The sequence below is a fragment of the Polaromonas sp. genome (assembly GCF_049790275.1).
In the GTDB taxonomy this organism is placed as follows: domain Bacteria; phylum Pseudomonadota; class Gammaproteobacteria; order Burkholderiales; family Burkholderiaceae_C; genus Polaromonas.
Genome location: NZ_JBAQYR010000138.1, coordinates 1 through 23,848 on the forward strand (window position 1 = coordinate 1; position 23,848 = coordinate 23,848).

21 protein-coding genes are annotated in these 23,848 nt (G+C 64.7%); 6 read left to right on the top strand and 15 right to left on the bottom strand.

Annotation, left to right across the window (positions count from 1 at the left end; genetic code table 11):
• The coding region (locus tag WA904_RS18785) for a sigma-54 interaction domain-containing protein (protein WP_425198650.1) at positions 1-1,109 on the bottom strand (1,109 nt) is incomplete at its 3' end.
• A 197-nt stretch (positions 1,110-1,306) separates the two neighbouring features.
• On the opposite strand from WA904_RS18785, the gene petA reads away from it, so the two are divergent.
• The gene (gene petA, locus WA904_RS18790; RefSeq protein WP_425198651.1) at positions 1,307-1,954 is read left to right on the top strand and encodes a ubiquinol-cytochrome c reductase iron-sulfur subunit; all 648 of its coding nucleotides are present in this window, start codon (positions 1,307-1,309) and stop codon (positions 1,952-1,954) included.
• A gap of 98 nt (positions 1,955-2,052) precedes the next feature.
• Here petA and WA904_RS18795 read toward each other — a convergent pair whose 3' ends face one another.
• From WA904_RS18795 to WA904_RS18825, 7 genes are all read right to left on the bottom strand, one after another.
• Entirely contained in the window at positions 2,053-2,703 is a 651-nt protein-coding gene (locus WA904_RS18795; protein WP_425198652.1) for a SagB/ThcOx family dehydrogenase, read from the bottom strand.
• A gap of 37 nt (positions 2,704-2,740) precedes the next feature.
• Positions 2,741-4,267, bottom strand: coding sequence for an SLC13 family permease (locus WA904_RS18800; RefSeq protein WP_425198653.1), 1,527 nt, complete (start codon positions 4,265-4,267; stop codon positions 2,741-2,743).
• 41 nt (positions 4,268-4,308) lie between these two features.
• Complete coding sequence (locus tag WA904_RS18805) at positions 4,309-4,902, bottom strand: NAD(P)H-dependent oxidoreductase (RefSeq protein ID WP_425198654.1); 594 nt, start codon at positions 4,900-4,902, stop codon at positions 4,309-4,311.
• A complete protein-coding gene (locus WA904_RS18810; protein WP_425198655.1) occupies positions 4,899-5,804 on the bottom strand; it encodes a ribose-phosphate pyrophosphokinase in 906 nt (301 codons plus the stop codon). Before WA904_RS18810 ends, WA904_RS18805 begins: the two co-directional genes overlap by 4 nt.
• On the bottom strand, positions 5,804-7,330 hold the full coding sequence (locus tag WA904_RS18815) for a thymidine phosphorylase family protein (protein WP_425198656.1): 1,527 nt from the start codon (positions 7,328-7,330) through the stop codon (positions 5,804-5,806). The genes WA904_RS18810 and WA904_RS18815 overlap by 1 nt, the downstream gene beginning before the upstream one ends.
• A 90-nt stretch (positions 7,331-7,420) precedes the next feature.
• Positions 7,421-7,738 (bottom strand): hypothetical protein, encoded by a 318-nt coding sequence (locus WA904_RS18820; protein WP_425198657.1) that lies wholly within the window; start codon positions 7,736-7,738, stop codon positions 7,421-7,423.
• Between the two features lie 281 nt (positions 7,739-8,019).
• A complete protein-coding gene (locus tag WA904_RS18825; protein ID WP_425198658.1) occupies positions 8,020-9,483 on the bottom strand; it encodes an AAA family ATPase in 1,464 nt (487 codons plus the stop codon).
• Positions 9,484-9,657: 174 nt separating this feature from the next.
• Here WA904_RS18825 and WA904_RS18830 point away from each other — a divergent pair, with 174 nt between their 5' ends.
• Positions 9,658-10,185, top strand: a complete 528-nt coding sequence (locus tag WA904_RS18830) for a flavodoxin family protein (RefSeq protein ID WP_425198659.1) — start codon at positions 9,658-9,660, stop codon at positions 10,183-10,185.
• A gap of 112 nt (positions 10,186-10,297) precedes the next feature.
• On the opposite strand, the gene WA904_RS18835 is transcribed toward WA904_RS18830, so the two are convergent.
• From WA904_RS18835 to WA904_RS18850, 4 genes are read right to left on the bottom strand one after another with little or no spacing between them, the layout of a single operon-like run.
• Positions 10,298-11,500 (bottom strand): efflux RND transporter periplasmic adaptor subunit, encoded by a 1,203-nt coding sequence (locus WA904_RS18835; RefSeq protein WP_425198660.1) that lies wholly within the window; start codon positions 11,498-11,500, stop codon positions 10,298-10,300.
• 26 nt (positions 11,501-11,526) lie between these two features.
• Positions 11,527-13,908: an ABC transporter permease gene (locus WA904_RS18840; RefSeq protein ID WP_425198661.1), complete on the bottom strand. Its 2,382-nt coding sequence runs from the start codon at positions 13,906-13,908 to the stop codon at positions 11,527-11,529.
• A gap of 4 nt (positions 13,909-13,912) precedes the next feature.
• Positions 13,913-14,638: an ABC transporter ATP-binding protein gene (locus tag WA904_RS18845; protein WP_425198662.1), complete on the bottom strand. Its 726-nt coding sequence runs from the start codon at positions 14,636-14,638 to the stop codon at positions 13,913-13,915.
• A gap of 11 nt (positions 14,639-14,649) precedes the next feature.
• A complete protein-coding gene (locus tag WA904_RS18850; protein ID WP_425198663.1) occupies positions 14,650-15,078 on the bottom strand; it encodes an Hsp20/alpha crystallin family protein in 429 nt (142 codons plus the stop codon).
• A 426-nt stretch (positions 15,079-15,504) separates the two neighbouring features.
• Between WA904_RS18850 and WA904_RS18855 the strand changes: the two genes are divergently transcribed.
• Positions 15,505-17,259, top strand: coding sequence for a PHA/PHB synthase family protein (locus WA904_RS18855; protein WP_425198664.1), 1,755 nt, complete (start codon positions 15,505-15,507; stop codon positions 17,257-17,259).
• 47 nt (positions 17,260-17,306) lie between these two features.
• Here the strand turns inward: WA904_RS18855 and WA904_RS18860 are convergent, their stop codons facing one another.
• Positions 17,307-17,798 carry a phasin family protein gene (locus tag WA904_RS18860; RefSeq protein ID WP_425198665.1) on the bottom strand — a complete coding sequence of 164 codons (492 nt, stop codon included), beginning with the start codon at positions 17,796-17,798 and terminating at the stop codon, positions 17,307-17,309.
• Between the two features lie 44 nt (positions 17,799-17,842).
• Positions 17,843-18,229: a TraR/DksA family transcriptional regulator gene (locus WA904_RS18865; RefSeq protein ID WP_425198666.1), complete on the bottom strand. Its 387-nt coding sequence runs from the start codon at positions 18,227-18,229 to the stop codon at positions 17,843-17,845.
• A gap of 140 nt (positions 18,230-18,369) precedes the next feature.
• Between WA904_RS18865 and WA904_RS18870 the strand changes: the two genes are divergently transcribed.
• Both WA904_RS18870 and WA904_RS18875 read left to right on the top strand, forming a co-directional pair.
• Positions 18,370-21,045 (top strand): bifunctional acetate--CoA ligase family protein/GNAT family N-acetyltransferase, encoded by a 2,676-nt coding sequence (locus WA904_RS18870; protein WP_425198667.1) that lies wholly within the window; start codon positions 18,370-18,372, stop codon positions 21,043-21,045.
• 26 nt (positions 21,046-21,071) lie between these two features.
• Complete coding sequence (locus WA904_RS18875; RefSeq protein ID WP_425198668.1) at positions 21,072-21,554, top strand: universal stress protein; 483 nt, start codon at positions 21,072-21,074, stop codon at positions 21,552-21,554.
• On the opposite strand, the gene WA904_RS18880 is transcribed toward WA904_RS18875, so the two are convergent.
• On the bottom strand, positions 21,551-22,270 hold the full coding sequence (locus WA904_RS18880; RefSeq protein ID WP_425198669.1) for a helix-turn-helix domain-containing protein: 720 nt from the start codon (positions 22,268-22,270) through the stop codon (positions 21,551-21,553). The two genes, WA904_RS18875 and WA904_RS18880, sit on opposite strands and share 4 nt — an antisense overlap.
• A 185-nt stretch (positions 22,271-22,455) precedes the next feature.
• On the opposite strand from WA904_RS18880, the gene hemN reads away from it, so the two are divergent.
• Positions 22,456-23,838 (top strand): oxygen-independent coproporphyrinogen III oxidase, encoded by a 1,383-nt coding sequence (hemN, locus tag WA904_RS18885; RefSeq protein ID WP_425198670.1) that lies wholly within the window; start codon positions 22,456-22,458, stop codon positions 23,836-23,838.
• Positions 23,839-23,848: the final 10 nt, after the last annotated feature.

The following is a 23,848-nucleotide window of genomic DNA, read 5'->3' on the forward strand; positions in this document are numbered from 1 at the left end:
GCTTGAAGGGTCTGGCCATCGCACAGCAGCGAGGCGCGCTCCAGCAGGTTGCGCAGCTCGCGCACATTGCCCGGGTAGTCCTGGGCCCGCAGCAGTTTCAGGGCCTGGGGCGCCAGCGTGAGCCGCCTGCCGGGTGCAACGCGTTGCAGCAGCGCGGTTGCCAGCAGGGGGATGTCTTCGCGCCGCTCGCGCAGGGCGGGCAGGTGGATGGGAAAAATGCTCAGCCGGTAGTAGAGGTCTTCACGGAAGCGCCCCTCGGCCACCATGCGCTCCAGGTCGCGGTGGGTGGCGGCGATCACGCGGATGTCGGCATGGCGCAGTTCGGTGCTGCCGACGCGGCGGTAGGTACCTGTCTCCAGCAGGCGCAGCAGCTTGACCTGCATGGCCAGCGGGATGTCGCCGACCTCATCGAGAAACAGGGTGCCGCCGCTGGCCGCTTCCACCAGGCCGGCCCTGGCTGTGTTTGCGCCGGTGAAGGCGCCGCGTTCGTGGCCGAACAGTTCGGACTCGAACAGGTTCTCCGGCAGGCTGGCACAGTCCACTGCCACCAGCGCCCGCGGGGCGCGCGAGCTGGTCTCGTGCACGGCCCGCGCCACCAGTTCCTTGCCCGTGCCTGATTCCCCGAGCAGCAGCACCGCGGCCTGCGACGGTGCCACCCGTGCGACCAGCGCCAGCATGTGCTGGAAGGCCGGCGCGCGCCCGATCAGGCCCTGGGCCGCAGGCTGCCCCTGGGCCGCGCGCAGCGTCGCCATCTTCTCGACAAAAAAGGTTTGCCGGCCCTTGTTGTCACGCAGTGGCGTGAGTTCGATGTTGACGTACTCCTCGCCCCTTGGCGTGTGGTGCAGGTGCAGCACACGTTCAGGTTGCCCGGATTCGCGCGCTTGGGCCAGCGGACAGGACTCGCCGGCCTGGTCGCAAGGCACGCTGAAGTGGTGCGAGACCTCATGGCAGAGCCGGCCCGTCACCTCGCGCCCGGGGCTGAACTGGCGCCGGTAGGCGGCATTGGCCGCGAGGATGCGGTACTGCGCGTCGAGCAGGATGTGCGGTTCGGCCAGGCCGTCAAGGTAGGACGCCAGTTCCGGCAGGGCTTGCGCGGCGAGGTTTTTCATGCTGCCAGCAGTGTACTGCCAGCTGCCAGATACTGCCAGAAATGGCAGCTCTGGCAGGAACGCCCATCCGGTGGGCCAGCGCCAGCCTTTGATTGGATTGGGGTTTTTCCCATCGCAGAAGCGGCACGCTTCTTGAGAACAGGCTCATGGCCACAGCGAAAGCGAAGTGCTTCACCGCGACACCACAGAGGAACATCATGACCACTGCCTCCATCCTTCCCGAACTTCCTGCCAGCCCGGCCCCTGCCGGCGATGGGCCTGTCCACGATGCGGAGCGGCGCCAGGTGGTGCTGCTTACCGCCGCAATGGCGGGTGTGGGCATGGCGGCCGTCGCCGTTCCCTTTGTGTCGAGCTTTGCCCCCAGCGAGCGAGCGCGTGCCATGGGTGCCAGCGTGGAGGTCGATATTTCCGATATACCGCCCGGCGGCATCAAGACGGTGGAGTGGCGCGGCAAGCCCGTGTGGATCATGCGCCGCACGCCCGACATGCTGGCGGCTCTGGCCGCGCTGGATGCAGGCCTGGCTGACCCGGACTCCAGAAAAGACCAGCAGCCCGACTATGCGCGCAACCCGCAGCGTTCCATCCGGCCCGAGGTGTTTGTGGGTGTGGGCATCTGCACCCACCTGGGTTGTTCGCCCAACCAGGTGCCTGCCGGTACCGGCAACCCCAGCCTGGGCGCGGACTGGTCGGGCGGGTTTTTCTGTCCCTGCCATGGCTCCACGTTCGACCTGGCAGGGCGGGTGTTCAAGAACAAGCCTGCACCGACGAATCTGGAAGTGCCGCCGCACCGGTACATCGCAGATGGCAGGCTGCTGATCGGTGAGGATGCCGGCAGCGCCGCCTGATTCAATAAAAAGTGGCCTGGAGCCTTATGGGCAGTGCGCTATAAGCTATGAAAACAGGAGCGGTGCGGACGTGCGCGAGTATTTCCCCGTGCGCCGCGTCATGAGGTGTCCGCCGGATAACCCACGGTTTGCGACAGCAGAACCTGCTGGTCGTGTGTCAGGCCCAGGGCGTCGGCGATGGCATTGCGGTCTATCCAGGCCCGGATCACCGTTGCCAGCCCGCTGCTGGCTGCAAAAAGGTAGACATTCTGCGTGATGGCGCCAGCCGCAACATGCGCGTAGGCTTCGCGCTGCGCAGCAGGAACCAGTCCCATGCGCGGGTAGTTGGCAACGAAAACAAGATCCAGCGGCGCGGTGTCGACGAAATCCTGGTAGCCGGTCACGCGCCTCAGGTCAGCGCCGGCGACCAGATGCAGCCGATGGCTGCTGGCGTTGTAGCGGTAGGCACCTGCAGGCAGGGCCACAAAAATGTCAATCTCCTGGGCGTTGAGGGCCGATGGCGCGGTGCGTCCGCCGTCGGCGCGGTTGACGCCGCAGGCTGCCCACAGCAAACCCGATAGCAGCTCCAGCGGCAGGGGGTCCGGCTTGTAGTCGCGGCTGGACTGGCGTTTCGCCAGGGCCTGCATCAGCGGCAGCCCTGTCTTCCTGTCGGGTTGCGGCAGGGTGATCAGGGCATCGGAATTCCCGAGGGCGGGCTGCGGCCGCAATTTGCCCATCATGCCGAGCGCGAGTTTGGTCAGGGTGGTCATGTCTTTCTCCTTGTTCCCGGTTCCAGCGCGACTCGACTCAAACGGCCTTGGTCATGTAGCCCATCCATGGCCAGTAGGTCAGCGCGAAGATCACCAGCAGCACCATGGCGGCCGCCGTGATCACCAGGCCGGTGCGCACGAAGTCGCGTGCATCGAAAGTGTCCGTGCCGTAGGCGATCATGTTCTGCGGCGCATTGACCGGCAGGATGAAGCCGAAACTCACCACGAACTGAAGCAGCATGGTCATGCCGATCACGTTGATGCCCGGCGTCTGTACGGCCGTCAGAACGCTGATGATGATGGGAATCATGGTCGAGGCGAGTGCCGTGGCGCTGGCAAAGCCGAGGTGGATCACGATCAGGAACAGCGACAGCAGCATCAGGATCGCAAACGCGCTGGCCTGCTGCAGCCCCAGGTGCTGGACGATCAGGTTGGCCAGCCAGCCGGCCGCGTTGGTTTTCAGCAGCGCAGTGCCCACGCTGATGCCGACGGCAAACAGGATCACGGTGCCCCAGGGGAAGCCGCGCTGCGATTCCTTCCAGTCCATCACGCCCAGGCGCGGCACCAGCATCAGGGCAATGGCCGCGATGGTGGTCGACGAGGTGTCGAAGTTGTGCAGCACCTTTTCGGTGGCCCAGAAGCCCAGTAACACCAGCACGATGACCAGCAGCTTCCACTGCCGCAGCGTCATCGGTCCGATGGCTTCGAGCTGCTGCCGGATGGTGGCCTGGCCACCGGCGATTTCCTTCATCTCCGGTTTCATCAGCCGGGTCATGATGAAATACACCGCCACGCTCAGCAGGGCCGAGAAGGGCGCCCCGGCAATGAACCACTCGGTCCAGCTGATGCTGGTGCCGAACTGTTTCTCGATGAAACCGATGGCCACCATGTTTTGCGCCGCCGCCGTCTTGATGCCGATGTTCCAGACGCTGGCGGTTTGCGCCGCGGTGATCACCAGCAGACCGGCAAAGCGGCTGCGCCTGTCGACCTTGAAGGCCAGGATGAAACCCATCATGATAGGTACCAGACAAGCAACGCGCGCCGTGGTGCTGGGCACGATGAAGGACAGCAGGAAACCCGTCACCATGGCGCCGATCACGATGTGGTTGGTGCCCGCGTCCACCTTGGACAGCACCTTCAGCGCGATGCGCCTGTCCAGCCCGATGGCGGACATGGCTGCGGCAATGAAGCAGGCCGCCGCCACCAGCGCCACGGCGCTGTTGGAAAACCCGGACAGCGCCAGGTTCAGCGCTGCAACAGTGCCCATGTCGGGGCCGGTGGGCTTGGCCGCATCGGGTGCATAGGCCAGCAGAAAGATCATGAGTGCGCCTATGACCACCGAACTCACGGCGTAGTCGAGCGCCTCGGTCATCCAGACGATCACTGCGAAGGCCAGGATGGCCAGCATCACCTGCCCGGCGGCGGGCAGGCCCTGCAGTGCCGGCATCCAGACGATGGCCAGCAGGGCCGCCAGCGCAACGAACAGGCCGGCCCGCTTGACGATGCCGCCATTGCCATGTTCAGCTGCAACAGTGATGGGTACAGGGGTGAGTGTTGATGTCATGCTTGTCTTCCTCGGGTGATGAATGAGGTGATCCAGGGCATCTATTGGGCACGCTGCCCGAGCCGGCGCAGTTTTGCCAGCCAGCGGCTGCCGTCTGCCGGCTTGAAATCACCGACCATACCGATCAGCGTTTCATGCACGGGGGCAATGCCGACAAAACCCAGGATGTTGCGCTGGAGCGATTTGACGCTGTGGGCCCTGAAATACCAGCGGTAGATCAGTGCGGGCATGCCCATGGTGACCACCACCCGGGCGGAGCGGTTTTTCAGCCCCTGCTTCGCAAAGCTGGCGCGGCCCGCTTCCTGTTCAAAAGCAAAGCCCGGCCTGGCCACCTGTTCGAGGAATCCCTTGAGCAGGGCCGGCATGTCGCCCAGCCAGAGCGGGAAAAACAGCACGATGTGTTCGGCCCAGCGGATGTCGGTCTGTGCCTGCTCCAGGCCGGCGGGCAGGGCGCCATCTTCCCAGGCCTGCTGACTGCGCAGCAAGGGGAAATCCAGCTCGGCCACCTTGACGCAGCGCACGACATGCCCTGCTTCTTCGGCCCCCGCGGTGTAGGCGGCGGCCAACGCATGACAAAGGTGGGGCTGGGTCGCGTCGGGGTGGCCCTGGATCAGGACAATGCGTTTGGGACTCATGGGGCAGGCTCCCTGGCGGTCCGAAGCTGGCGCACGGCGCGGGCGAGCAGTGAAGCCATGCGTATGGCATTGGTGGGATGGACAACCGTGTCGCAGCTCACCACGCGTGTGACGCCGGCTTCAAGCAACTGGCGCTGGGCATCGCTGTCAAGAAGGGCATGCACGGCGATGCACAGCGGCGCACCCAGGCCTGCCTTGATCAGAAGCCTTGTTGCTGCCTGCATGGTGTGACCCGTGGAAATGATGTCGTCGAGCAGTACCGGTGTTCTTCCGGGCCAGCGCTCGCGGCTGGCCAGACGGACACCCACGTCGCGGTCGCCACGCCGCGTTTTGGCCAGCACCGTCCAGGGGGCGCCGGCAAGCCGTGCCACTTCAGCGACCCACTGTTCGCTCTCCTGGTCCGGCCCGATCAGCCAGGGCGCTTCCACGTGGCTACGCAGCCAGCGCGCGATCAGGGGTGCGGCCGGCACCACCTGTGTGCGCAGGGCGTAGATCTCGTCCAGGTTGTGGATGCGGTGCAGGTGCGGGTCCACGGTCACCAGAAAATCCAGCGAAGCAGACAGCAGCCGGGCGTAGCTGCGTGAAGTCACGGCCTCGCCGGGCTGAAAGCGTTTGTCCTGCCGCATGTACGCCAGGTAGGGTGCAACCAGCCCTACCTGGTGCGCACCGAGCTCACGCGCCGCGTCGGCGGCAAAAATCAGCGGCAGGGTCTTGCCGTCGGGCTGGTCCAGGCTGCCGGCCAGCACGACGCAGCGGTCTTTGACCGGTGCGTCGATGCGCACGCCGGTTTCACCATCGGGGAAGTGGTGCAACTGTAGTTCGGCATGTTCGCAGCGCAGGCGGCTGGCCAGGCCGGCCGCGAGAGCTGCTGCGCCGGGCAGGGCCAGGACCAGGACCAGCATCAGGCTTCCTCCATCACATGGACGGCGCCGGACTGCGTGGTGGCATATTCCAGCGCGTAGGCCAGCTCTCCCGGTGTGGCCGCATGCAGCGTGAAAAGCGGGTCACCGCGCTCGACCACCATACCGAGCCGCACGTTCATGTCGATGCCCGCGCACGCTGCCGTGGGCGCACCAGCGAGTTTGGCAATGCGCGCCAGGCGCCGGTTGTCGATGGCGATCACGGTGCCGCCATGCGGGGCTGTCACCGGCTGCTGGTAGGCTGCCACCGGCGGCTCCCGCAGGCCGCCCTGTGCTTCACAGATGTCCTGGAATTTTTTCCAGGCGCGGCCGTCTTCCAGTACCGCTGTGGCCTGGGCCAGGCCGGCGCCGGCTTGCGCGGCGCCGCCGAACTCGAGAATCTGTCCGGCCAGTGCCAGCGCGCGCAAGGCAAGATCGTCCGGAGCCTGCGCCTCGCGGCGCAGCACGGCCAGCACATCGCGCGCCTCCAGCGCAGGGCCTATGCCCCGGCCCACGGGCGCCACGCCATCGGTTTGCACCACGCGGACCTGCAGGCCCAGCGCCTGTCCGACCTGCTCAAGCTGCCGCCCCAACTGATGAGCGGCATGCGCGCTGCGGACCTTGGCGGTCAATCCGACTGGCATGTCGATCAGCACATGGGTGGCTCCTGCCGCAGCTTTCTTGGACAGGACCGAGGCGACGAGTTGCCCCTGGCTGTCCAGGTCCAGCGGGCGCTCGACCCGGATGAGGATGTCGTCCGCCGGGCTGAGCCGCACGGCACCGCCCCAGACAATGCAGCCGCCGGTGCGGTCCACCACGCGGCGGATCTGCGCCACATCCAGGTCCACCGGCGCCAGTGTTTCCATGGTGTCGGCGGTGCCGGCGGGGGATGTGATGGCTCGTGACGAGGTCTTGGGCATGCGCAGACCGCAGGCCGCAATGATGGGAACAATGATCATGGTGGTGCGGTTGCCGGGCAGCCCGCCCACGCAATGTTTGTCCATGATCAAGCCTTCGCCCCAATGGATGCGCTCGCCCACATTGACCATGGCGCGGGTCAGTGCGATGGTTTCGTCCATGTCCAGGTGGTCGCCGGCGCAGGCGGTGACGAAGGCAGCGAGCTGCAGGTCTGAATAACGACCGGCGGCCACATCCCCGATCACCGCGTCGATGGCCGCCTGGCCCAGGCGGCGTCCATAGACCTTGGCACGTACATGGCTCAGCGATTCGAGCGGCGCGGGGTGGTGCAGCGAAACCTCTTCACCCGGCCGCGCGTGGAGCAGGCGCCAGGCCGCTTCGGACAGGCCGGCCTCTTCAGGCGAGAGGAAGTCTCCGCTCACCACATTGAGCGTGGCCACGATGGTGTAGCCGTTGAGCCGCAGTTCCACGCGAGACCGCGCCTCGAAACCTTCCGAGTGGCAGACCGGGCAATCGCGGTGCATGTACAGCACCGGCTCCTGGTAGGTGTCGATGCCCAGCCGGCGCAGGCGCAGGCGGTTGACGGGGGGGTGGGTCAGGAATTCGGACATGGGAGTAGCTACCTGCAACCAATGTAGGGATGGCCGCCCTGCAGGCGTTTGACAAAGCGCAAGACGGGCGTGATTGCCGGTGCTGACGCATCAGCGGTTGCGGTGGCTGATGAATCGCAAGCGTCGTAAAACGAGTCGCGCCATAGGTTTGTACCGGCCCATGATGCGTAGCTTGTCGAGGGCTTCTGCGCATTCAAGAAGGGCAAGGGTGCTACAGCTTCGCTTTGCTATCGCTTTCTGTTCGTCGGGTACTGAAGCGCCAAAGGGTTCACCGAGCGTTGTCCGCATTCGTTCGAGAACAGCTTCAAAGAGAAGGTCCCAATCGCCATCGGTGATGCCCGATGAGCATGTCATGGTGAGCTGGTCTGGCGGCGAGCTGAGATGAGCAAGCCTGTTGAGTGCTGACATGGAAATCCCCTCTTGCTGGATGACGAATATCGGTGAAACTTCTCGCACGGAATTCTGTTTATTTCGACATTGCGAATGCGAGGCCGTTGTCCCGTGTCGCTCCAATTGACATTGGACAGAACGAAATTTTCCTTCCAGGATTCTGCGGTGGGTTGCGATGGATCAAAGATCACACCGCGATGTGCCGTTTACCCATCTTGCTTAAACCTAAAGTAATAGCGGTGGACGTCCACAGGGTGACTGTGGATCGCGCAGGCTTGTCGCCGTGCACTGATGAAGGATCACGCGGGTATGTCCAGTGGGCGGACAAAAGAAAGTTCTTGCACTGACAGGGGTTCCCCAGCGTCGCGCAGGCGGTCGAGCACTGCGACATTGGCCTCCGACGCGTCACCGCGGCGGGCCAGCAGGCGTTCGCGCAGCACGGTCAGGGGCGCTTCGCAGTGCACGATGGAAAACGGCACGCCCAGGTCTTGTGCCAGTGTGTGTGCCTGATCCCGTTCGATGCGGCGCGGGAAAGCGGCGTCGAGGATCACCGGGTAACCTGCCTGCAATGCCGTGCGCGCTACGGCAAACAGCTGCCCATAGGTACGCGCGGTGGTGTCGGCGCTGTACAGGTCCAGCCCTTTGGCACGCGAATCCTCCAGCATGCCCAGGCCATACAGGCGTTTTCGCTCCACGTCCGAGCGCAGGCGGATCGCACCTTCCTGCTCGAGAAGGCGCTGGGAAACATGGGTTTTGCCCGACCCGGGCAGGCCGTGCATGATGGACAACCAGGCCTTGCCCGGCTGCGCCCAGACCAGCGCTGTCGCCAGATAGCGGTGGGCCGCTTCGCTTGCGGCGCTACGCAGGTGCTCCACCTGTGCCCGGACCAGCGCGCGGTAAACGACGGAAAACCGCAGTGCCGGCAGGGCGGCATGGTCGCCGGTGCGGTCCAGCCAGGCATTGAGGAAGCGAAAACACAAGTCCTGCCGCTGGTGGGCAGCAAGGTCCATCACCACAAAGGCCGCATCGTCAAGCATGTCGATCCAGCGCAGCGCCGGGTCGAACTCGATGCAATCGAAGGCGGCGACATGCTCATCAAGACGCACCACGTTGGCCAGGTGCAGGTCGCCATGGCATTCGCGCACATGCCCGTCGGCCTGGCGGGAGGTCCACAGCGGCATCAGCGCGGCGGCTTCGGTCGCCAGCCAGGTTTGCAAGGCGGACAGCGCGGCATCGCTAGCCAAGGGCCGTGTGCCTTCAAGTGCCGCCAGCGCGATGCGGCGGCGCTGGTCGGCGCTGGAAAAGCCATCCGCAGCAGCCGCGCGCGGCGCGTTTTCATGGAAGTCGGCCAGCAGCGCGGCCAGTTGATCCACGTCCCGGTTGTCCAGAACACCGGTGGCGATTCTTTCGCTGAACAGCGCGCCCGGGGGAAAACGGCGCATGCGTACCGCGTACTCAAGCACAGGTCCGGCGCCGTCGGGTTCGGGCGCGGCAGGTGTGCCGGTGATGCGTGTGACGCCCAGGTACAGCGTGGGCGCCAGCCGCTGGTTGAGCCTGACTTCTTCCTCGCAGAAATGACGCCGGGCCTGCAGGGTGCTGTAGTCGACGAAGGGCAGGTGCACGGGTTTCTTGATCTTGTACGCCGTGTCTGCAGCCAGCAGCACCCATGAAATGTGGGTTTCGATCAGTTCCGCGTGCAGGGCGCCGGCCAGTGTATTGACCAGCGCCCGGGCGGAGCTCAGGGCAGCATCAGGAGTTGGCATCGTGTGTTCAGGTTAAGCCGCTACCGTGGCGCCGGGCTTGATGTCTGTCAAGCCGCAACCGGGTCCCCGAGCCCCGGGCGCTTCCCGGCCCCATCTCGCAGCGACTTGATGCATCTCAATGGGCATGCCCCGCTGCTGCCTATAGTTTCCCCTACCACCCTAAAGGAGAGACCGATGGACAGAATCCTTGTCGTCTTTTATTCCTACACCGGCACGTCACGTCGCCTGGTGCAGTTGCTGTGCAGTCAGCTCGGCTGGACATCGGGCGAAATTGTGGAGGAGCAGCCCCGTTCCGGCGCGTCCGGTACGCTGCGCTGTGTGGTCGACTCCCTGCTTCGGCGCCAGCCGGGCATCCGTTATCAGGGGCCCGATCCCAGGGATTTCGGGACGGTGGTGCTGGTCTCTCCGATCTGGGCTTATCGCCTGGCCTCGCCGATGCGCAGTTTCGTGGCCGACCGGCGCAATGACTTGCAGCAGATCGGGGTGGTGTCGGTCATGGGCGGCAGCGGTGCACCGAATGCCGTGGCCGAAATCGGGCACCTGCTGGGCCGTGCGCCCTTGCTGGCGACCGCGTTCACCACGCGTGAGGTCGATGACGGCAGTTATGCCGGCCGGCTCGAAGCCTTCGGCCAGGCCTTGCAGGTAGCCAGCGAGCCGTCCAGCCCGGTGCGTCCGGCCAGCTGGTCGCCCTTGGCCGGCTGACTCCTGGTTGCCGCTGCCGACCGCCGGAGTCCTGCGCTGGCGCATATGCCGTGATTCCGTGCATGCCGCGGGCAAATCCGCCCGAGAGGTATGGGTCCGTGGCAACACGGTGTCAGGGCGTGCGTACGCGAACCTTGCTGCCGTCGCGGATGGTGGCGGGCGGGTAAACAATCACGGTCTGCCCCTCAGTCAGGCCGCTGCGCAGCCAGGCCTCGTTGTTGTTGCGGGCACCTACCTCGACCGGCTGCAGCCGGGCATGGTGACCGTCCAGCCGGTAGACCGCCATGCCCTGGCCGTGAGGAAACAGCGCACCCAGTGGTGCGAGTACGGCCTGCTCGACACTGGCCGTGACAATCCGCACCGATACCCGGAAGCCGTCGCCCATGCTGCGCCATGCCTCGGGCGGGTTGCTGACGTCGATCAGTACGTTGACGCGCTGTTCTTCGATGCCCAGCGCGGAAACCTTGGTGAAAGCGGCCGGCTCCACCCGGCGCACCAGGCCTTCGACGGGCGGTCCGCCCCAGCGTTCAATCACCACGCGGCGCCCGGGCTTGGCCTGCACGGCATCGGTGGTCAGCAGTTCGCTGATTACTTCCATCCGGTTCGGGTCGCCGATATCCAGCAGCGCGGCTCCTGCGGCGATGGTGGCTTCGCTGGTTTGCGGCACACGCAGCACCACTCCGTTGACCGGAGAACGCACGCTCAGTGGCCGCATGCTGTTGCCGCCGGCGGTGGCGGGTTGCAAAACGGCGGCTGCCTGGGCCTTTTCCTGGACCGTCATTTCGCGTTCCGCCGTTGCGACCTCCAGCTCACGGCGAGCGCCCGCCAGGGCCAAGCGGACCGCATCGAGCCGCGACGCTGACAGAAAGCCCTCGCCGGCCAGTTTTTCCGTCCGATCTTTTTCCAGTTGAGCTTCCTGCAGGGAAATTCTGGCGCGAGCCAGCCTGGCCGTGGTGCGCTCCACGCTGGCTGAGGCTGCTTTCAATCGTGCCGCCGCTTCGCGCGCACTGCGTTCATCGACCATGGACGACATGACCGGCGTCAGCACGGCCACAACATCGCCGGCGGCCACGCTGTCGCCCTCGCGCAGCACAATGCGCGCCACGCGTGCGGCCACCGGTGCCGAGACGGTGTAGCGGTCCTTCAGCCGTGTACGCCCGTCCTCCTCGATGGACTGCTCGAAGTGGCCCTGTTTGACCACCGCGATTTCGACTTCGACGGGCCGTGGCGAAAAGGCCCAGGCCAGCGCCGCGAGCACCGCGGCTCCCGCCGCGATCCAGAGCCAGGTTGTTTTTTTCAGTTTCAGCACAGCCATTCCCGTTTTCCTGTTTCCTTGTTCACTTATTCCCGTGTCTTGAGCGCAGCCACCATGTCCAGCCGGTCAATCCGCCGCCGCACCACGAGGGCGCTGGCCACGCCGGCGGCGACCACACAGATGGCTGCCCAGGCATAGGTACGCGGCTGGATAACGACCGGAAAATGAAACTGGTCGGACTTGAGCAGTTCCGCCACAAGATGCACCAGGCCCCAGCCCATCAGCATGCCCAGTGGCAACGCAATGGCGATGCTGATGGCCAGTTCGCCGAGCAGCAAGACCGAGACTTCGGCGCGCGTGAACCCCAGCACCCGTAGGCTGGCCAGCTCCCAGGTGCGCTCCGACAGCGCGATACGTGCGTTGTTGTAGACCACACCGACGGCAATCACGCTGGCAAAAACGGTAAGGACCAGGCTCATGAGGCGGACATTGCGGGCACTGACTTCCTGCATGTTGCGTAGCAGGTTGGCCTTGCTGAAGGTGCCCGCCACACGCGGCAGGCCCTGGCTGGCGGCCAGGAAGGCGGGTTCGCTGCCGCGCTGCAGTGCCACCGCATACTGCGAGGCCACGTCGTCTTCGTGCATCAGCCGGTTCAGCGCGCGCCGTTCCATGTAGGCGTTCAGCCCCATCATTTCCTGTGCGGTGGCTGCCAGTGTCAGCTGCAGCGTCTCGCGGCGTCCTTCGAGCACCTCGGTACGCACCGTATCGCCCACGCGCAGGCCCAGCTTGCTGGCCAGGCGGTCGGTCATCACCAGACCGCCATCCGGCAGGGGCACGACCTGGCCCTGGATGTCGACAATGCGCCGCAGCTCGGGGTTTTCTGCATAGCCCTGGATGAGGCCGCGCTCACTGACCGGGCCGTTGACGAAACGCACGGGGACGATGCGGGTCGCTTCCACCGCAATGACCCCGGGCATGCGTGCCACCTCATGGCGAGCCTCGTTGCCGATGGGCTCGCTCATCCACAGGATCACGTCGCTGCGCATGGCCAGGGTGAACTGGGTGTCCACAATGTGGTCGATCGCATCGCGTATGAAATTGCCCATCACCACGATGGCCACGGCCGCGGCCACACCGGCAATGGACAGTCCGGTGCGCAGCGGCCGGCGCTCCATGTTGCGCAGGATCATCTGCAGGGCCGGCTTGACCCCTTTGACGCCCAGGCGCTCCAGCAGTGTGCGCCGGAAGTGCCCGGGTGCGGGCGGGCGCATGGCCTCGGCCGGTGCCAGTCGCACGGTGGCGCCGATGGCGCTGAGCGTGCCTATGACAGCCGTTGCCAGCGTCAGGCCCGCGCCTACCACCAGCAGCCACGGTGCAAGGTAATGTTCGAAGGTCGGAAAGTAGAAGAAGTCGGCGTACAGCCGCGTGAAGGCGGCACCCAGCCAGTCGCCGAGCCAGATGCCCAGCATGAGCCCCAGGATGACGATCACCAGCACCAGCTTGAGGTAGTGCACGCCTATGCTGCGATTGGCATAACCCAGCGCCTTCAGGGCGGCGATCTGTTCCCGCTGTGTGGACACCAGCCGCGAGACCACCACATGCAGAAGAAAGGCCGCCACGCCAAGAAAGATGGAAGGCAGCACCGTGCCCAGCACCTGCTGCTCCTTGATTTCGGCGTCCAGCATGGCGTGTGATGTCTGGTCTTCGCGGCCATAGGCTTCCCCTGCGCCGTAGCGTGCCAGCAGCCGGCTCATGCGGGCCATCACGTCGCGCTGCGACGCCCCCGGCGCGAGCTTGACACTGACGCGGTTAAAGGCGCCCTGCATGTCATAAGCCGCGGCCAGGGTGTCGCGGTCGATCCAGAACACACCGAAGCTGCGCTGGTCGGGGCTGCCGCCCAGACCGGCAAAAATATATTCGGGCGACAGCGCAATGCCTGCGATCAGCAGCGTGCGCTGTTTCCCGTTGATCAGGGCGGTGAAGATGTCGCCTGGTTTGACGCCTCGGGATGTCGCAAAACCGGCCGAAACCAGCGCCTCGATCCGGCCGTCGCTGCGTGCGCCGGCGGAGAGCGCTGCGTTGTCGAGTGCCCGGCCGCGCGAGACGCTCACCTGGTTCATGCGCGGCAGCTGTTTGCGATCCACACCAATCAGCTGGCCGAGGATGGGGTCGCTCACACCCGGAAGTCCGATGCGGACCACCTGCTCGATCGTGGCCTGCACATCGGCCACGCCGGGCACCTGCCGCAGTGTCTCGACCAGGGCGTTCGGGGCGCGTTTGACCGTGGCGAACACATCGGCGAAATGGGCCTCGGCATAAAAACGCTCGCGTGCCAGATCCAGCGAGTCCACCGCACTCAGGCTGGTGATGAAGCCACCTATGCCGCTGGCCACCACCAGCGCGATGGTCAGGCCCTGGCTCCACAGCAGCCGCAGGTCCCTCAGCAACTTCCGATCCAGCGCTTTCACGGTTTCACCATGACAATTCTGCGGGCGTGAGGCGCCGCGGCGGAACCTCAATGCTGGCGACGCGCCCATCCGCCAGGCGGATGACGCGGTCGGCCATGCCGGCGATGGCGGCGTTGTGCGTGATGACAATGGCCGTGGTGCCCAGTTCCTGGTTGATGCGGGCGATGACTTCGAGCACCAGCTTGCCGGTGGCATAGTCCAGCGCGCCGGTCGGCTCGTCGCACAGCAGCAGCTGCGGGCGCTTGACGATGGCCCGCGCAATCGCCACGCGCTGCTGCTCGCCGCCGGACAGCTGGGAAGGGAAGTGGTCCTGCCGCGGCGTCAACGCCACCAGCGCCAGCGCTTCGTCCACCGGCATGGGGCTGCTGGCAATGTCGGTGACCAGCGCCACGTTCTCGCGCACGGTCAGGCTGGGAATGAGGTTGTAGAACTGGAACACGAAGCCGACGTGTTCGCGCCGGTAACGCGTCAACTCCTCATCGGACGCATCGGTCAGGCGGTGGTCGAGAAAGGCCACCTCCCCGGTACTCGGTCGGTCCAGTCCGCCCAGGATGTTCAGCAATGTGGACTTGCCGCTGCCCGAGGCGCCCAGCAACACCATGAACTCGCCGGCACGTACCTCGAGATCCACGTCGCGCAAGGCATGCACGGCAGTTTCTCCGCTGCCATAGGTCTTGGACAGCGACCGGATGCGCAGAACCGGGGTGTCCGGCTGCTGCGCCGTGGTCATGCTTTCAGGGCCTACTGAACCGTGATCTTTTTGTTCGCTGTCGAAGCTTTCTTCGGCAGCTCCAGGCTCAAAACACCGTCGGCGTATTTGGCCTGGACCTTGCTGTCGTCCACATCCTGGGCCAGGCTGAAGGTACGCGAGACATTGCCCCAATAGCGCTCGCTACGCAGGACCTTGTCATCGTTGCCCTTGGTCTCCTTTTCGCGATTGACTTGAGCGTCGATCTGCACCACATTGCCGTCGATGCGCACATTGATGTCTTCCTTCTTGACGCCGGGGATGTCGGCCTTCACCAGGTAGGCGTTGTCCTTTTCCGAAACATCGATACGCATTTTCAGCGGTGGATTTTCAGTCTCGAAGGTTGCGGGAGAAAAAAAGCGGCGCAATGTCGACTCGAAGGAGTCGCTGAATGCAGGATCCAGAACACGAAGGTTGCTCATGATGAACTCTCCTTGAATGATGAAAAATGTGCCTTCCCGGTCAGGCACCGACCTCGATTTTTTCCCAACGCGCGGGACGCCGCGCACCGGGAACGCCGCGCCGACGGCCGCTTCACGCTCCGCCAGCGAATGAAGCCAATTTAGCAATCTTTGCCTGCTGTGCATTGACATGGCTCAAGTCCACCTTGCAACCCTTGCACATGGCGCATGAGTTGGCATGTCTCATTTTCTGGACGTCTGTTGCCACGCGCAACAAGCCGCAACAGACTGTGCGCACCGGCGTTTGGCGGCTGCACGCCGGCTGGCAAGGGCGTTTCCCCTGGATTGAGGACCTTGCTTGACCTTGCGCAAATGCGTGGCGATGCACCTGCAGCAGGATGACGCTTTTGACTGACTTGCAGTCAGTTGCAACTGACAGGTTTTTCAATGGCACTTTCCGATCCCCGCCCGGGCGGGCACATACCGGCGCCCATGGACTTGCCGCTCAAGCTCGGGCTGGCCAGGTTCACACATGGTATTTCGCCGGCGGCTGTGGCCATGGCTTATGCCGACTGGTTTTCCCACCTGATGGTCTCACCATCCCGGCAGGCCGATTTGCTGGCAAGCGCGATGCGCAAGGCTTTGTTGTGGACGCAGTACGCGCCCCAGGCATGGCAGGGCGACTGCGCCCGGTGCGTGGAGCCGGCGCCGCAGGACAAACGGTTTTCGCCCCATGACTGGCATACGCTGCCGTTCAGCGCGATGGCACAGGCCTTTTTGCTGCAGGACCAGTGGTGGACCGAAGCCATGAGCGGCGTGCGCGGTGTGTCGCGGCACCATGAAGAGGTTGCGGCATTCACGACCCGCCAATGGCTGGACATGTGGTCGCCTTCGAACTTCCTGATGACCAACCCTCAGGTTCTCAAGGAAACCCTGGCGACGGGCGGCGCCAACCTGGCCAACGGTGTGGCCAACTGGTCGCATGATGCACTGGCTGTGCTGACCGAAGGCAAGCCGCGTGGTGTGGGTGCTTTTCTTCCGGGAGAAGGCGTGGCCCTGACACCGGGCAAGGTGGTCTTTCGCAACCGCCTGATCGAGCTGATCCGGTACGCGCCGGCCACCGCCAGGGTGGATGCCGAACCGGTGCTGATCGTGCCCTCATGGATCATGAAATATTACATTCTGGATCTGACGCGGGACGATTCGCTGGTGCGGTATCTGGTGGGGCAGGGCCACAGTGTCTTCATGGTGTCCTGGAAAAACCCGGACAGCCAGGACCGCGACCTGGGGCTCGACGACTACCTGGAGCTCGGGGTCATGGCCGCGTTGAAGGCGGTGACTGAGTTGCGTCCCGGCGTCGGCATACATGCCGCGGGTTATTGCTTGGGCGGCACGCTGTTGGCCATGGCGGCGGCAGCCCTGGGTGCCAGACCGCACAACCCTCTGAAAACCGTGTCATTGCTGGCCGCCCAGACTGATTTCCACGAACCCGGCGAGTTGGGCTTGTTCATCGACGAGAGCCAGATTTCCTTTCTGGAAGACCTGATGGCCGAGCGCGGCTACCTTGATGGACGGCAGATGGCCGGCGCCTTTGCCCTGATCAACTCCAAGGACCTCGTGTGGTCCAAGCTTGTGCATGAATACCTGATGGGCGCACAGACACCGATGACGGCCTTGCGCGCCTGGAATGCCGATGCCACGCGCATGCCCGCGCGCATGCACAGCGAGTACCTGCGCCGGCTGTATCTGCACAACGACCTGGCCGAGGGGCGTTACCTGGTGAATGGACGCGCCGTTGCCCTCGCCGACATCAAGGTGCCACTGTTTGTGGTGGCAACCGAACGGGACCATGTCTCGCCCTGGACCTCGGTTTACAAGATCCATCGCCAGACACGCGCGCCGGTGAGTTTTGCGTTGACGTCGGGTGGCCACAATGTCGGCATCGTCAATCCACCGTCTGGCGCCGCAGCCCATCCCCAGGCCAGTTACCGCTTCGCGACCCACGCGGAAGGCCGGGCGCCGGCTGATCCGATGGTCTGGCTGGAAGACACGCCGCCGGTGGCCGGGTCATGGTGGCCCTGCTGGCATGCCTGGCTGCGAAAACAATCCACGCGCCAGATTAAGGCTGAGCCCGGCGCCGCAGGCCTTCCCCTGGCCGGCCGCCTGGGGGATGCACCCGGGAGTTACGTTCACCAGACTTGAGGCGCCCTGTCCATGCTGTGGCGCATGAACGCGGGCGGGAAACCGTTTCAGGCGTGGGGTTGCCCGGCGGGAGCTTCCGGCATGCCCGCAAAAAACCTGTTGCCGGAAGCCATCACTGCCTGGAAATTTTCCAGGGCCGATTTCCAGCCTCCGTTTTGTTCGTCGGTGAGCAGGTGGCTTGCGCTGGCCATCATCTCGATCTGGGACTGCAGTGCCGCAGTCACGAGCTGCTGCCAGTATTGGGTGGCGCCTTGCAGGTCAAAACGCAGCAGGTCCGACTGGATGGTCAGCAGGTCGGCCGGCGCGCAGCTGCCGTGCAGCTTTTGCGCTGCGGCCTGATGCCGCAGGGATGCCTCGTGCGCGACCTGCTGCTGGATGGCGCGCATGGCTTCGCTGCCGCGGAACATGGCGCAAGCAGCATCAGTGGCGGCGGCCAGCTGCTGGCGGCCGAGATCGGCCAGAAAGTTACCGGGAACTGCGCCATTGCCCGTGTCCTTGGGTTTGCGCGGTGCGGCATTGCGGGATGTTTTTGCACTCATGGGAATTCCTTTCGGTTAGGGTCTATGGCGTATGCGGTCCGGGTTCAGCGCCGCATGGCCATTGTCCGTTCATGCTCGTGGATGGCCTGGCATGTGGTGCACAGCGCTGCCGCGGGCAAGGCCGTGAGTCGGCGCAGATCAATGGCTTCGCCGCAATCCAGGCAATAACCGAAGCTTTGGTCGGCCAGCCGGCGGCGTGCTGCCAGCACCTCCTCCAGTTCAAGAATCGCGTGCCCAGCCTTGGCTTCATCGACTGTGGCGAGTGCCTGTTCCATGGCGACATCCTTGAAATCCATGACCCCATGTGATCCGGTGTCGCCCGCCGGGTCCGGCAGGTCACCGCTGGTTTGCAGCATGGACCGCAGATCAGCTTCGCGCTGCGCCAGGAGCTGGCAGAAGCGCTGCATCAGGGTGCTGTCGTATGTTTCCATGGGAGACCTTGTTGCTGACTGTTCATTTTGGAGTCCAGCACCGGCCGGGGTCTTTGATCTGGAGCAAGTGAGGGGACTGTGCGGGCGTTAATCTGCCTGCATCGGGCATGACCCCCGCCCACCGCGTTTGAAGGATACCCATGAGCGTACGCAATCTCGAAGCCCTGTTCCAGCCTGCATCGGTGGCCCTGATCGGCGCCTCCGACCGGGAGGCAAGCCTGGGCTCCGTGGTGCTGCGCAACCTCCGCGCCGACGGGTTCCAGGGGCGGGTCTGGCCGGTCAACCGACGGCATAGCAGCGTCGGCGGTGCGCCGGCCTGGCGCGATGTCGAGTCGCTGCCGCAGGTGCCGGACCTGGCCGTGATCTGCACGCCGGCGGAAACCGTGCCTGGCCTCATCGCCGCGCTGGGGCGCAAGGGCACACGCGCCGCCATCGTGATGTCGGCCGGGCTCAAACAGGCAACCAGCGCGGATGGCCGCTCACTCGAACAGGCCATGCTGGATGCAGCGCGGCCGTACCTGTTGCGCATCCTCGGGCCCAACTGCATCGGGGCGCTGGTGCCCGGTATCGGGCTCAATGCCAGTTTTGCGCCCGGCAACGCCTTGCCCGGCAAGCTGGCTTTTGTGACGCAATCGGGCGCGCTGGCGACCGCCATGCTCGACTGGGCCAACAGTCGCGGCATCGGGTTTTCGCATTTCATCTCGCTGGGTGACAGCGCAGATGTGGATTTCGGCGATGTCATTGACTACCTGGCCAGCGATCCCGGCACCCGGGCCATCCTCATGTACATGGAATCGGTGAAGTCGGCGCGCAAGTTCATGTCAGCGGCCCGGGCCGCCGCGCGTAACAAGCCGGTGATTGTCGTGAAGGCGGGCCGCGCGCCTGACGGGGCCCGGGCCGCCGCCTCGCACACCGGTGCACTGGCCGGTTCGGACGCGGTGTTCGACGCCGCAGTTCGCCGCGCCGGCATGCTGCGTGTGGATACGCTGGAGTCCCTGTTCGATGCGGCCGAGACCCTGACCCATGTCAGGCGCTGGCACGGTGAGCGTCTGGCGGTCCTGACCAATGGCGGTGGTGCCGGTGTGCTTGCTGCGGATGCGCTGGCCCTGGGCGGTGGAACACTGGCGGTGCCCGGCGAGGACACCTTGCACGCGCTCAACCAGTGCCTGCCGGTCACCTGGTCGCATGGCAACCCGGTCGACATCATCGGCGACGCGCCGGTGAACCGCTATGCAGATGCGCTCAAGGTTCTGCTGGCGGCGCCGGAAATCGATGGTGTGCTGTTTATCCATGCGCCCACGGCGATTGTTCCCGCCGGTGACATAGCCGCAGCCTGCCTGCCGCTGATCCAGGCATCGGCCAAGCCGGTGCTCACCTGCTGGCTCGGTGGCGTGGTGGTGGCGGCTGCAAGGCAGAGCACGGCAGCGGCCGGTATTGCCAGCTACAGCACGCCGGAACGTGCCGCTGCCGCGTGGCTGCAGCTGGCCACCTATGCACGCAACCAGCAGGCGCTGCAGCAGTTGCCCACCGCTGCGCTGGAGGACTTCACGCCGGATCGCGAGCTTGCCCGATCATTGCTGGACGAAGCGCTGCGCGATGGCCGCGAATGGCTTGGTGATGCGCAGGCCCAGGCGCTGCTGCGGGCCTATGGCATTCCCACGGTTGAAACCGTCAGGACCCGTGATGTCGAGGAGGCCGTGGCTGCCGCGGGTCGCATCGGTTATCCCGTGGCCCTGAAAATCATCTCGCCCGAGATCATCCACAAGTCCGATGTCGGTGGCGTGGCACTTGACCTGGCCTCGGAGCAGGCGTTGCGGCTTGCAGCCGGAAAAATGCAGCAGCAGGTGTTGCGGCTGTTGCCGCAGGCCCGAATACACGGTTTCACCGTGCAAGCCATGGCGCACCGTCCGGGCGCCCATGAACTGATTGTCGGCATAACCTCCGACCCCGTGTTCGGCCCGGTCATGCTGCTGGGTCAAGGGGGTGTTGCCGTCGAGCTGCACAAAAACCATGCCGTGGCGCTGCCCCCGCTCAATGCCCGGCTGGCAGGTGACATGGTGGCCAGCAGCCGGCTGGCGCCCCTGCTGGGCGGTTACAGGGGGCGTGCGCCCGCCGATGAGCCGGCATTGCTGGCCACGCTGTTGAAAGTTTCGCAGATGGCCTGTGATCTGGCCTGGCTGGCCGAACTCGACATCAACCCCTTGCTGGTCGATGAACACGGCGTGCTGGCGCTTGATTCCCGGGTCAGGTTGCGTCCGGTGGTGGCGGGCGAGCCCAGTCGGCTGGCCATTCGACCCTATCCATTGGCGCTGGAAGAGCATGTGCAGGTCAAGAGCCAGGACGTGCTGCTGCGGCCCATCCGTCCGGAAGATGGCCAGCGCCTGATGGCTTTTTATGCCGGCGCGTCACCCGCCGACATGCGGCTGCGGTTTTTCATGGCGCGCCGGGAGGTGCCGCACTCCGAACTCGCACGTTACAGCCAGATCGACTACGACCGCGAAATGACCTTTGTGGCCATTGCGCCGCAGGCAGGCGGCGAGCCGGTGATGGTGGCCGAAGCGCGGGCCGTGTGTGACCCTGACAACCTGACGGCGGAATTTGCGATCCAGGTGGCGACGGACTGGCAAGGCCGCGGCCTGGGACGGTTGCTGATGGACAAACTGCTCCGCTACCTGCGTGAGCACGGCACGTCCGAGGTCGTGGGGCAGTGCCTGCCCGAAAACGCGGGGATGGCGGCCCTGGCGCGACAGCTGGGGTTTGACGTTACCGCCGGGACCTCTCAGGAGACCGTGGCGATGCGTTTTGTGCTGCGCTGAATTTCTTTTTGACTTTGGAGAAAAAAATGTCCACTTACCACCAGATCCTCATGCCTATCGATGGCAGCCCGACGTCGGACAAGGCGCTTGATGAAGCCATCCGCCTGGCCCAACTGACGGGTGCCCGGCTGCGGCTGCTTCATGTGGTGGACGAACTCAGCTACGTCAACGGCTTCGAGCCGGCGATGAACTACCTCAACGACATTGTTCCGCTGATGCAGGGGGCCGGTGAGAAACTTCTCGCGCACGCCCGTAAAAAGGCGGAAGACAAAGGGGTGGAGACCGACAGCGTGCTGATCGTGGGTGGGCCGGGCCGGCTCTGGGAGCATGTGGTGGAACAGGCCGCCAGCGTGAAAGCCGACCTGGTCGTGGTCGGCTCCCACGGCCGGCGCGGGATAGGCCGTGCGCTGATGGGCAGCGACGCTGAACAGATCGTCCGTCACGCGCCGGGGCCGGTCCTGGTGGTGCGCGGCAGCGATGCCGCTGCCGGCAAAACCCTGGTGAACTAGTTGCAGCCCTGCTGGTTGACGATGGACTGCAGTGCGGAGATGTCCAGTATCCGCACATGGCGCTGGCGGACCTCAATGACGCCGTCTTCGGCAAATTTCGAAAAAGTGCGACTCACGGTTTCGAGTTTCATGCCGAGGTAGCTGCCGATTTCCTCGCGTGTCATGCGCAGCACCAGCTCCGACCCGGAAAAGCCGCGCGCGTGCAACCGTTGCGCCAGGTTCAGCAGGAAGGCGGCCACACGTTCCTCGGCCCGCATGCTGCCCAGAAGCAGCATCACGCCGTGTTCGCGCACGATCTCGCGGCTCATGATGCGGTGCACATGGTGCTGCAGCGCATTGATTTCGCGTGCCAGTTCTCCGATGCGGTTGAAAGGCATGACGCAGACCTCGGCATCTTCCAGAGCAACGGCATCACAGGTGTGGCGGTCGCTGACGATGCCGTCCAGCCCGATGATCTCGCCCGCCATCTGGAAGCCGGTGACCTGGTCCCGGCCGTCGCCTGACATGATGCAGGTCTTGAAGAAACCGGTGCGGATGGCAAACAGGGACTCGAAGATTTCGCCGTTGCGAAACAGCGTGGCACCGCGCTTGACCTTGCGGCGGGTGGCCACCACATTGTCAATGCGGGCGAGTTCCTGCGGGCTCAGGCCGACAGGCATGCACAGCTCGCGCAGGTTGCAGTTGGAGCAGGCGACTTTGATTGTTTTTCCGTCCATGGGCTGTGAAGTCGAAGCGGTTAACAGGTCTGCGGCCGTTGTGTGCACAGGGATTTCCTTCATGACTATGCCTTTGATGATCTTTGTCAAATTGTCCGGCCCACCGCCCCGGCGCGTTTGATCCAGATCAAAAGCTGACAGGGCTGGACACGGCACAGTTTGGCTATTACCACGAGAAACCTGCAATGACCACTGTATTGCCCGACCTGCTGCAACGATTTGATATTCCGGGGCCGCGGTATACGTCCTATCCAACGGCTGACCGCTTTGTCGAAGCCTTCACTGCAGCCGACTATGGCCAGGCCTTGGCGCAGCGGCGCGCCGGCCCGTCCGTTCTAGCCTTGCCGTTGTCGCTGTATGTGCACATCCCGTTCTGTGAATCGCTGTGTTACTACTGCGCCTGCAACAAGATCATCACCAAGCACCACAACCGTGCAACCAGCTACCTGCGCTACCTGGGGCGCGAGATAGACCTGCATACAGACCAGCTCGGCCGCGGCCAGACAGTCACGCAGCTGCACCTGGGCGGCGGCACACCCACTTTCCTGTCCGACGACGAGCTCAAGGAGCTCATGGACATGCTGCGACGCAGCTTCACGCTGGTACCCGGCGGCGAATATTCCATCGAAATCGACCCGCGCACCGTGGATGCCACGCGCCTGCGCAACCTGGCAGACCTCGGCTTCAACCGCCTGAGTTTCGGTGTGCAGGATTTTGACCCCGATGTCCAGAAAGCCGTGCACCGCGTCCAGCCTTTCGAGCAGGTCAGCGAGCTGATGGCCCAGTCGCGCGAGGTGGGTTTCGATTCCATCAATGTCGACCTGATTTATGGCCTGCCGCGCCAGACCCCCGAATCCTTTGCACGCACACTGGCCCAGGTGGTGCAGCTCAAGCCCGACCGCATTGCACTGTACGCTTATGCTCATCTGCCAGAGCGCTTCAAGCCGCAGCGGCGCATCGTCACAGCCGACCTGCCTGGCGCTGCGGCCAAGGTCGCCATGCTGTCGCAGTCGCTCGCTGCTTTCATGGCCGCGGGCTACGTCTACATCGGCATGGACCACTTTGCGCTACCCAACGATGCGCTGGCTGTGGCCAAGCGCCAGGGCCGGCTGCATCGGAACTTCCAGGGGTACAGCACCCAGCCTGACTGCGATCTCATCGGCCTGGGTGTTTCGGCCATTGGCCGCATAGGCGCGACCTACAGCCAGAACGCCAAGACGATGGAAGAGTACTGCGACCATCTCGACCAGGGCCGCCTGCCGGTGGTGCGGGGGCTGGCGCTCAACCGTGATGACCTGGCGCGCCGGGCGGTGATCATGGCGCTCATGTGCCAGGGCCAGGTGCTCTTCGAGTCCATCGAGCTGGCCTGGCTGCTGGACTTCCGCAGTTATTTCGCGGCCGAGCTGGAACAGCTGCGCGGTCTGGCCGATGCGGGGCTGGTCCTGCTGGACGAATCCGGCATCCAGGTGACGGCGCAGGGCTGGTTCTTCGTACGCGCCGTGGCCATGGTGTTTGACCGCTACCTGCAGGCTGACCGCAACCGCGCGAGGTTCTCGCGCATCATCTGAGAGGTTCCGC

Bases quoted from the DNA above. Each gene is read 5' to 3' on its own strand.
- WA904_RS18845 (WP_425198662.1), bottom strand. From the start codon at position 14,638: ATGACCACGGCGCAGCAGCCGGACACCCCGGTTCTGCGCATCCGGTCG.
- WA904_RS18800 (WP_425198653.1), bottom strand. From the start codon at position 4,267: ATGACATCAACACTCACCCCTGTACCCATCACTGTTGCAGCTGAACAT.
- WA904_RS18815 (WP_425198656.1), bottom strand. From the start codon at position 7,330: ATGTCCGAATTCCTGACCCACCCCCCCGTCAACCGCCTGCGCCTGCGC.
- WA904_RS18810 (WP_425198655.1), bottom strand. From the start codon at position 5,804: ATGCTGGTCCTGGTCCTGGCCCTGCCCGGCGCAGCAGCTCTCGCGGCC.
- WA904_RS18835 (WP_425198660.1), bottom strand. From the start codon at position 11,500: ATGGCTGTGCTGAAACTGAAAAAAACAACCTGGCTCTGGATCGCGGCG.
- WA904_RS18825 (WP_425198658.1), bottom strand. From the start codon at position 9,483: ATGCCAACTCCTGATGCTGCCCTGAGCTCCGCCCGGGCGCTGGTCAAT.
- WA904_RS18860 (WP_425198665.1), bottom strand. From the start codon at position 17,798: ATGAGTGCAAAAACATCCCGCAATGCCGCACCGCGCAAACCCAAGGAC.
- petA (WP_425198651.1), top strand. From the start codon at position 1,307: ATGACCACTGCCTCCATCCTTCCCGAACTTCCTGCCAGCCCGGCCCCT.
- WA904_RS18795 (WP_425198652.1), bottom strand. From the start codon at position 2,703: ATGACCACCCTGACCAAACTCGCGCTCGGCATGATGGGCAAATTGCGG.
- WA904_RS18820 (WP_425198657.1), bottom strand. From the start codon at position 7,738: ATGTCAGCACTCAACAGGCTTGCTCATCTCAGCTCGCCGCCAGACCAG.
- WA904_RS18850 (WP_425198663.1), bottom strand. From the start codon at position 15,078: ATGAGCAACCTTCGTGTTCTGGATCCTGCATTCAGCGACTCCTTCGAG.
- WA904_RS18830 (WP_425198659.1), top strand. From the start codon at position 9,658: ATGGACAGAATCCTTGTCGTCTTTTATTCCTACACCGGCACGTCACGT.
- WA904_RS18875 (WP_425198668.1), top strand. From the start codon at position 21,072: ATGTCCACTTACCACCAGATCCTCATGCCTATCGATGGCAGCCCGACG.
- WA904_RS18805 (WP_425198654.1), bottom strand. From the start codon at position 4,902: ATGAGTCCCAAACGCATTGTCCTGATCCAGGGCCACCCCGACGCGACC.
- hemN (WP_425198670.1), top strand. From the start codon at position 22,456: ATGACCACTGTATTGCCCGACCTGCTGCAACGATTTGATATTCCGGGG.
- WA904_RS18855 (WP_425198664.1), top strand. From the start codon at position 15,505: ATGGCACTTTCCGATCCCCGCCCGGGCGGGCACATACCGGCGCCCATG.
- WA904_RS18870 (WP_425198667.1), top strand. From the start codon at position 18,370: ATGAGCGTACGCAATCTCGAAGCCCTGTTCCAGCCTGCATCGGTGGCC.
- WA904_RS18880 (WP_425198669.1), bottom strand. From the start codon at position 22,270: ATGGACGGAAAAACAATCAAAGTCGCCTGCTCCAACTGCAACCTGCGC.
- WA904_RS18865 (WP_425198666.1), bottom strand. From the start codon at position 18,229: ATGGAAACATACGACAGCACCCTGATGCAGCGCTTCTGCCAGCTCCTG.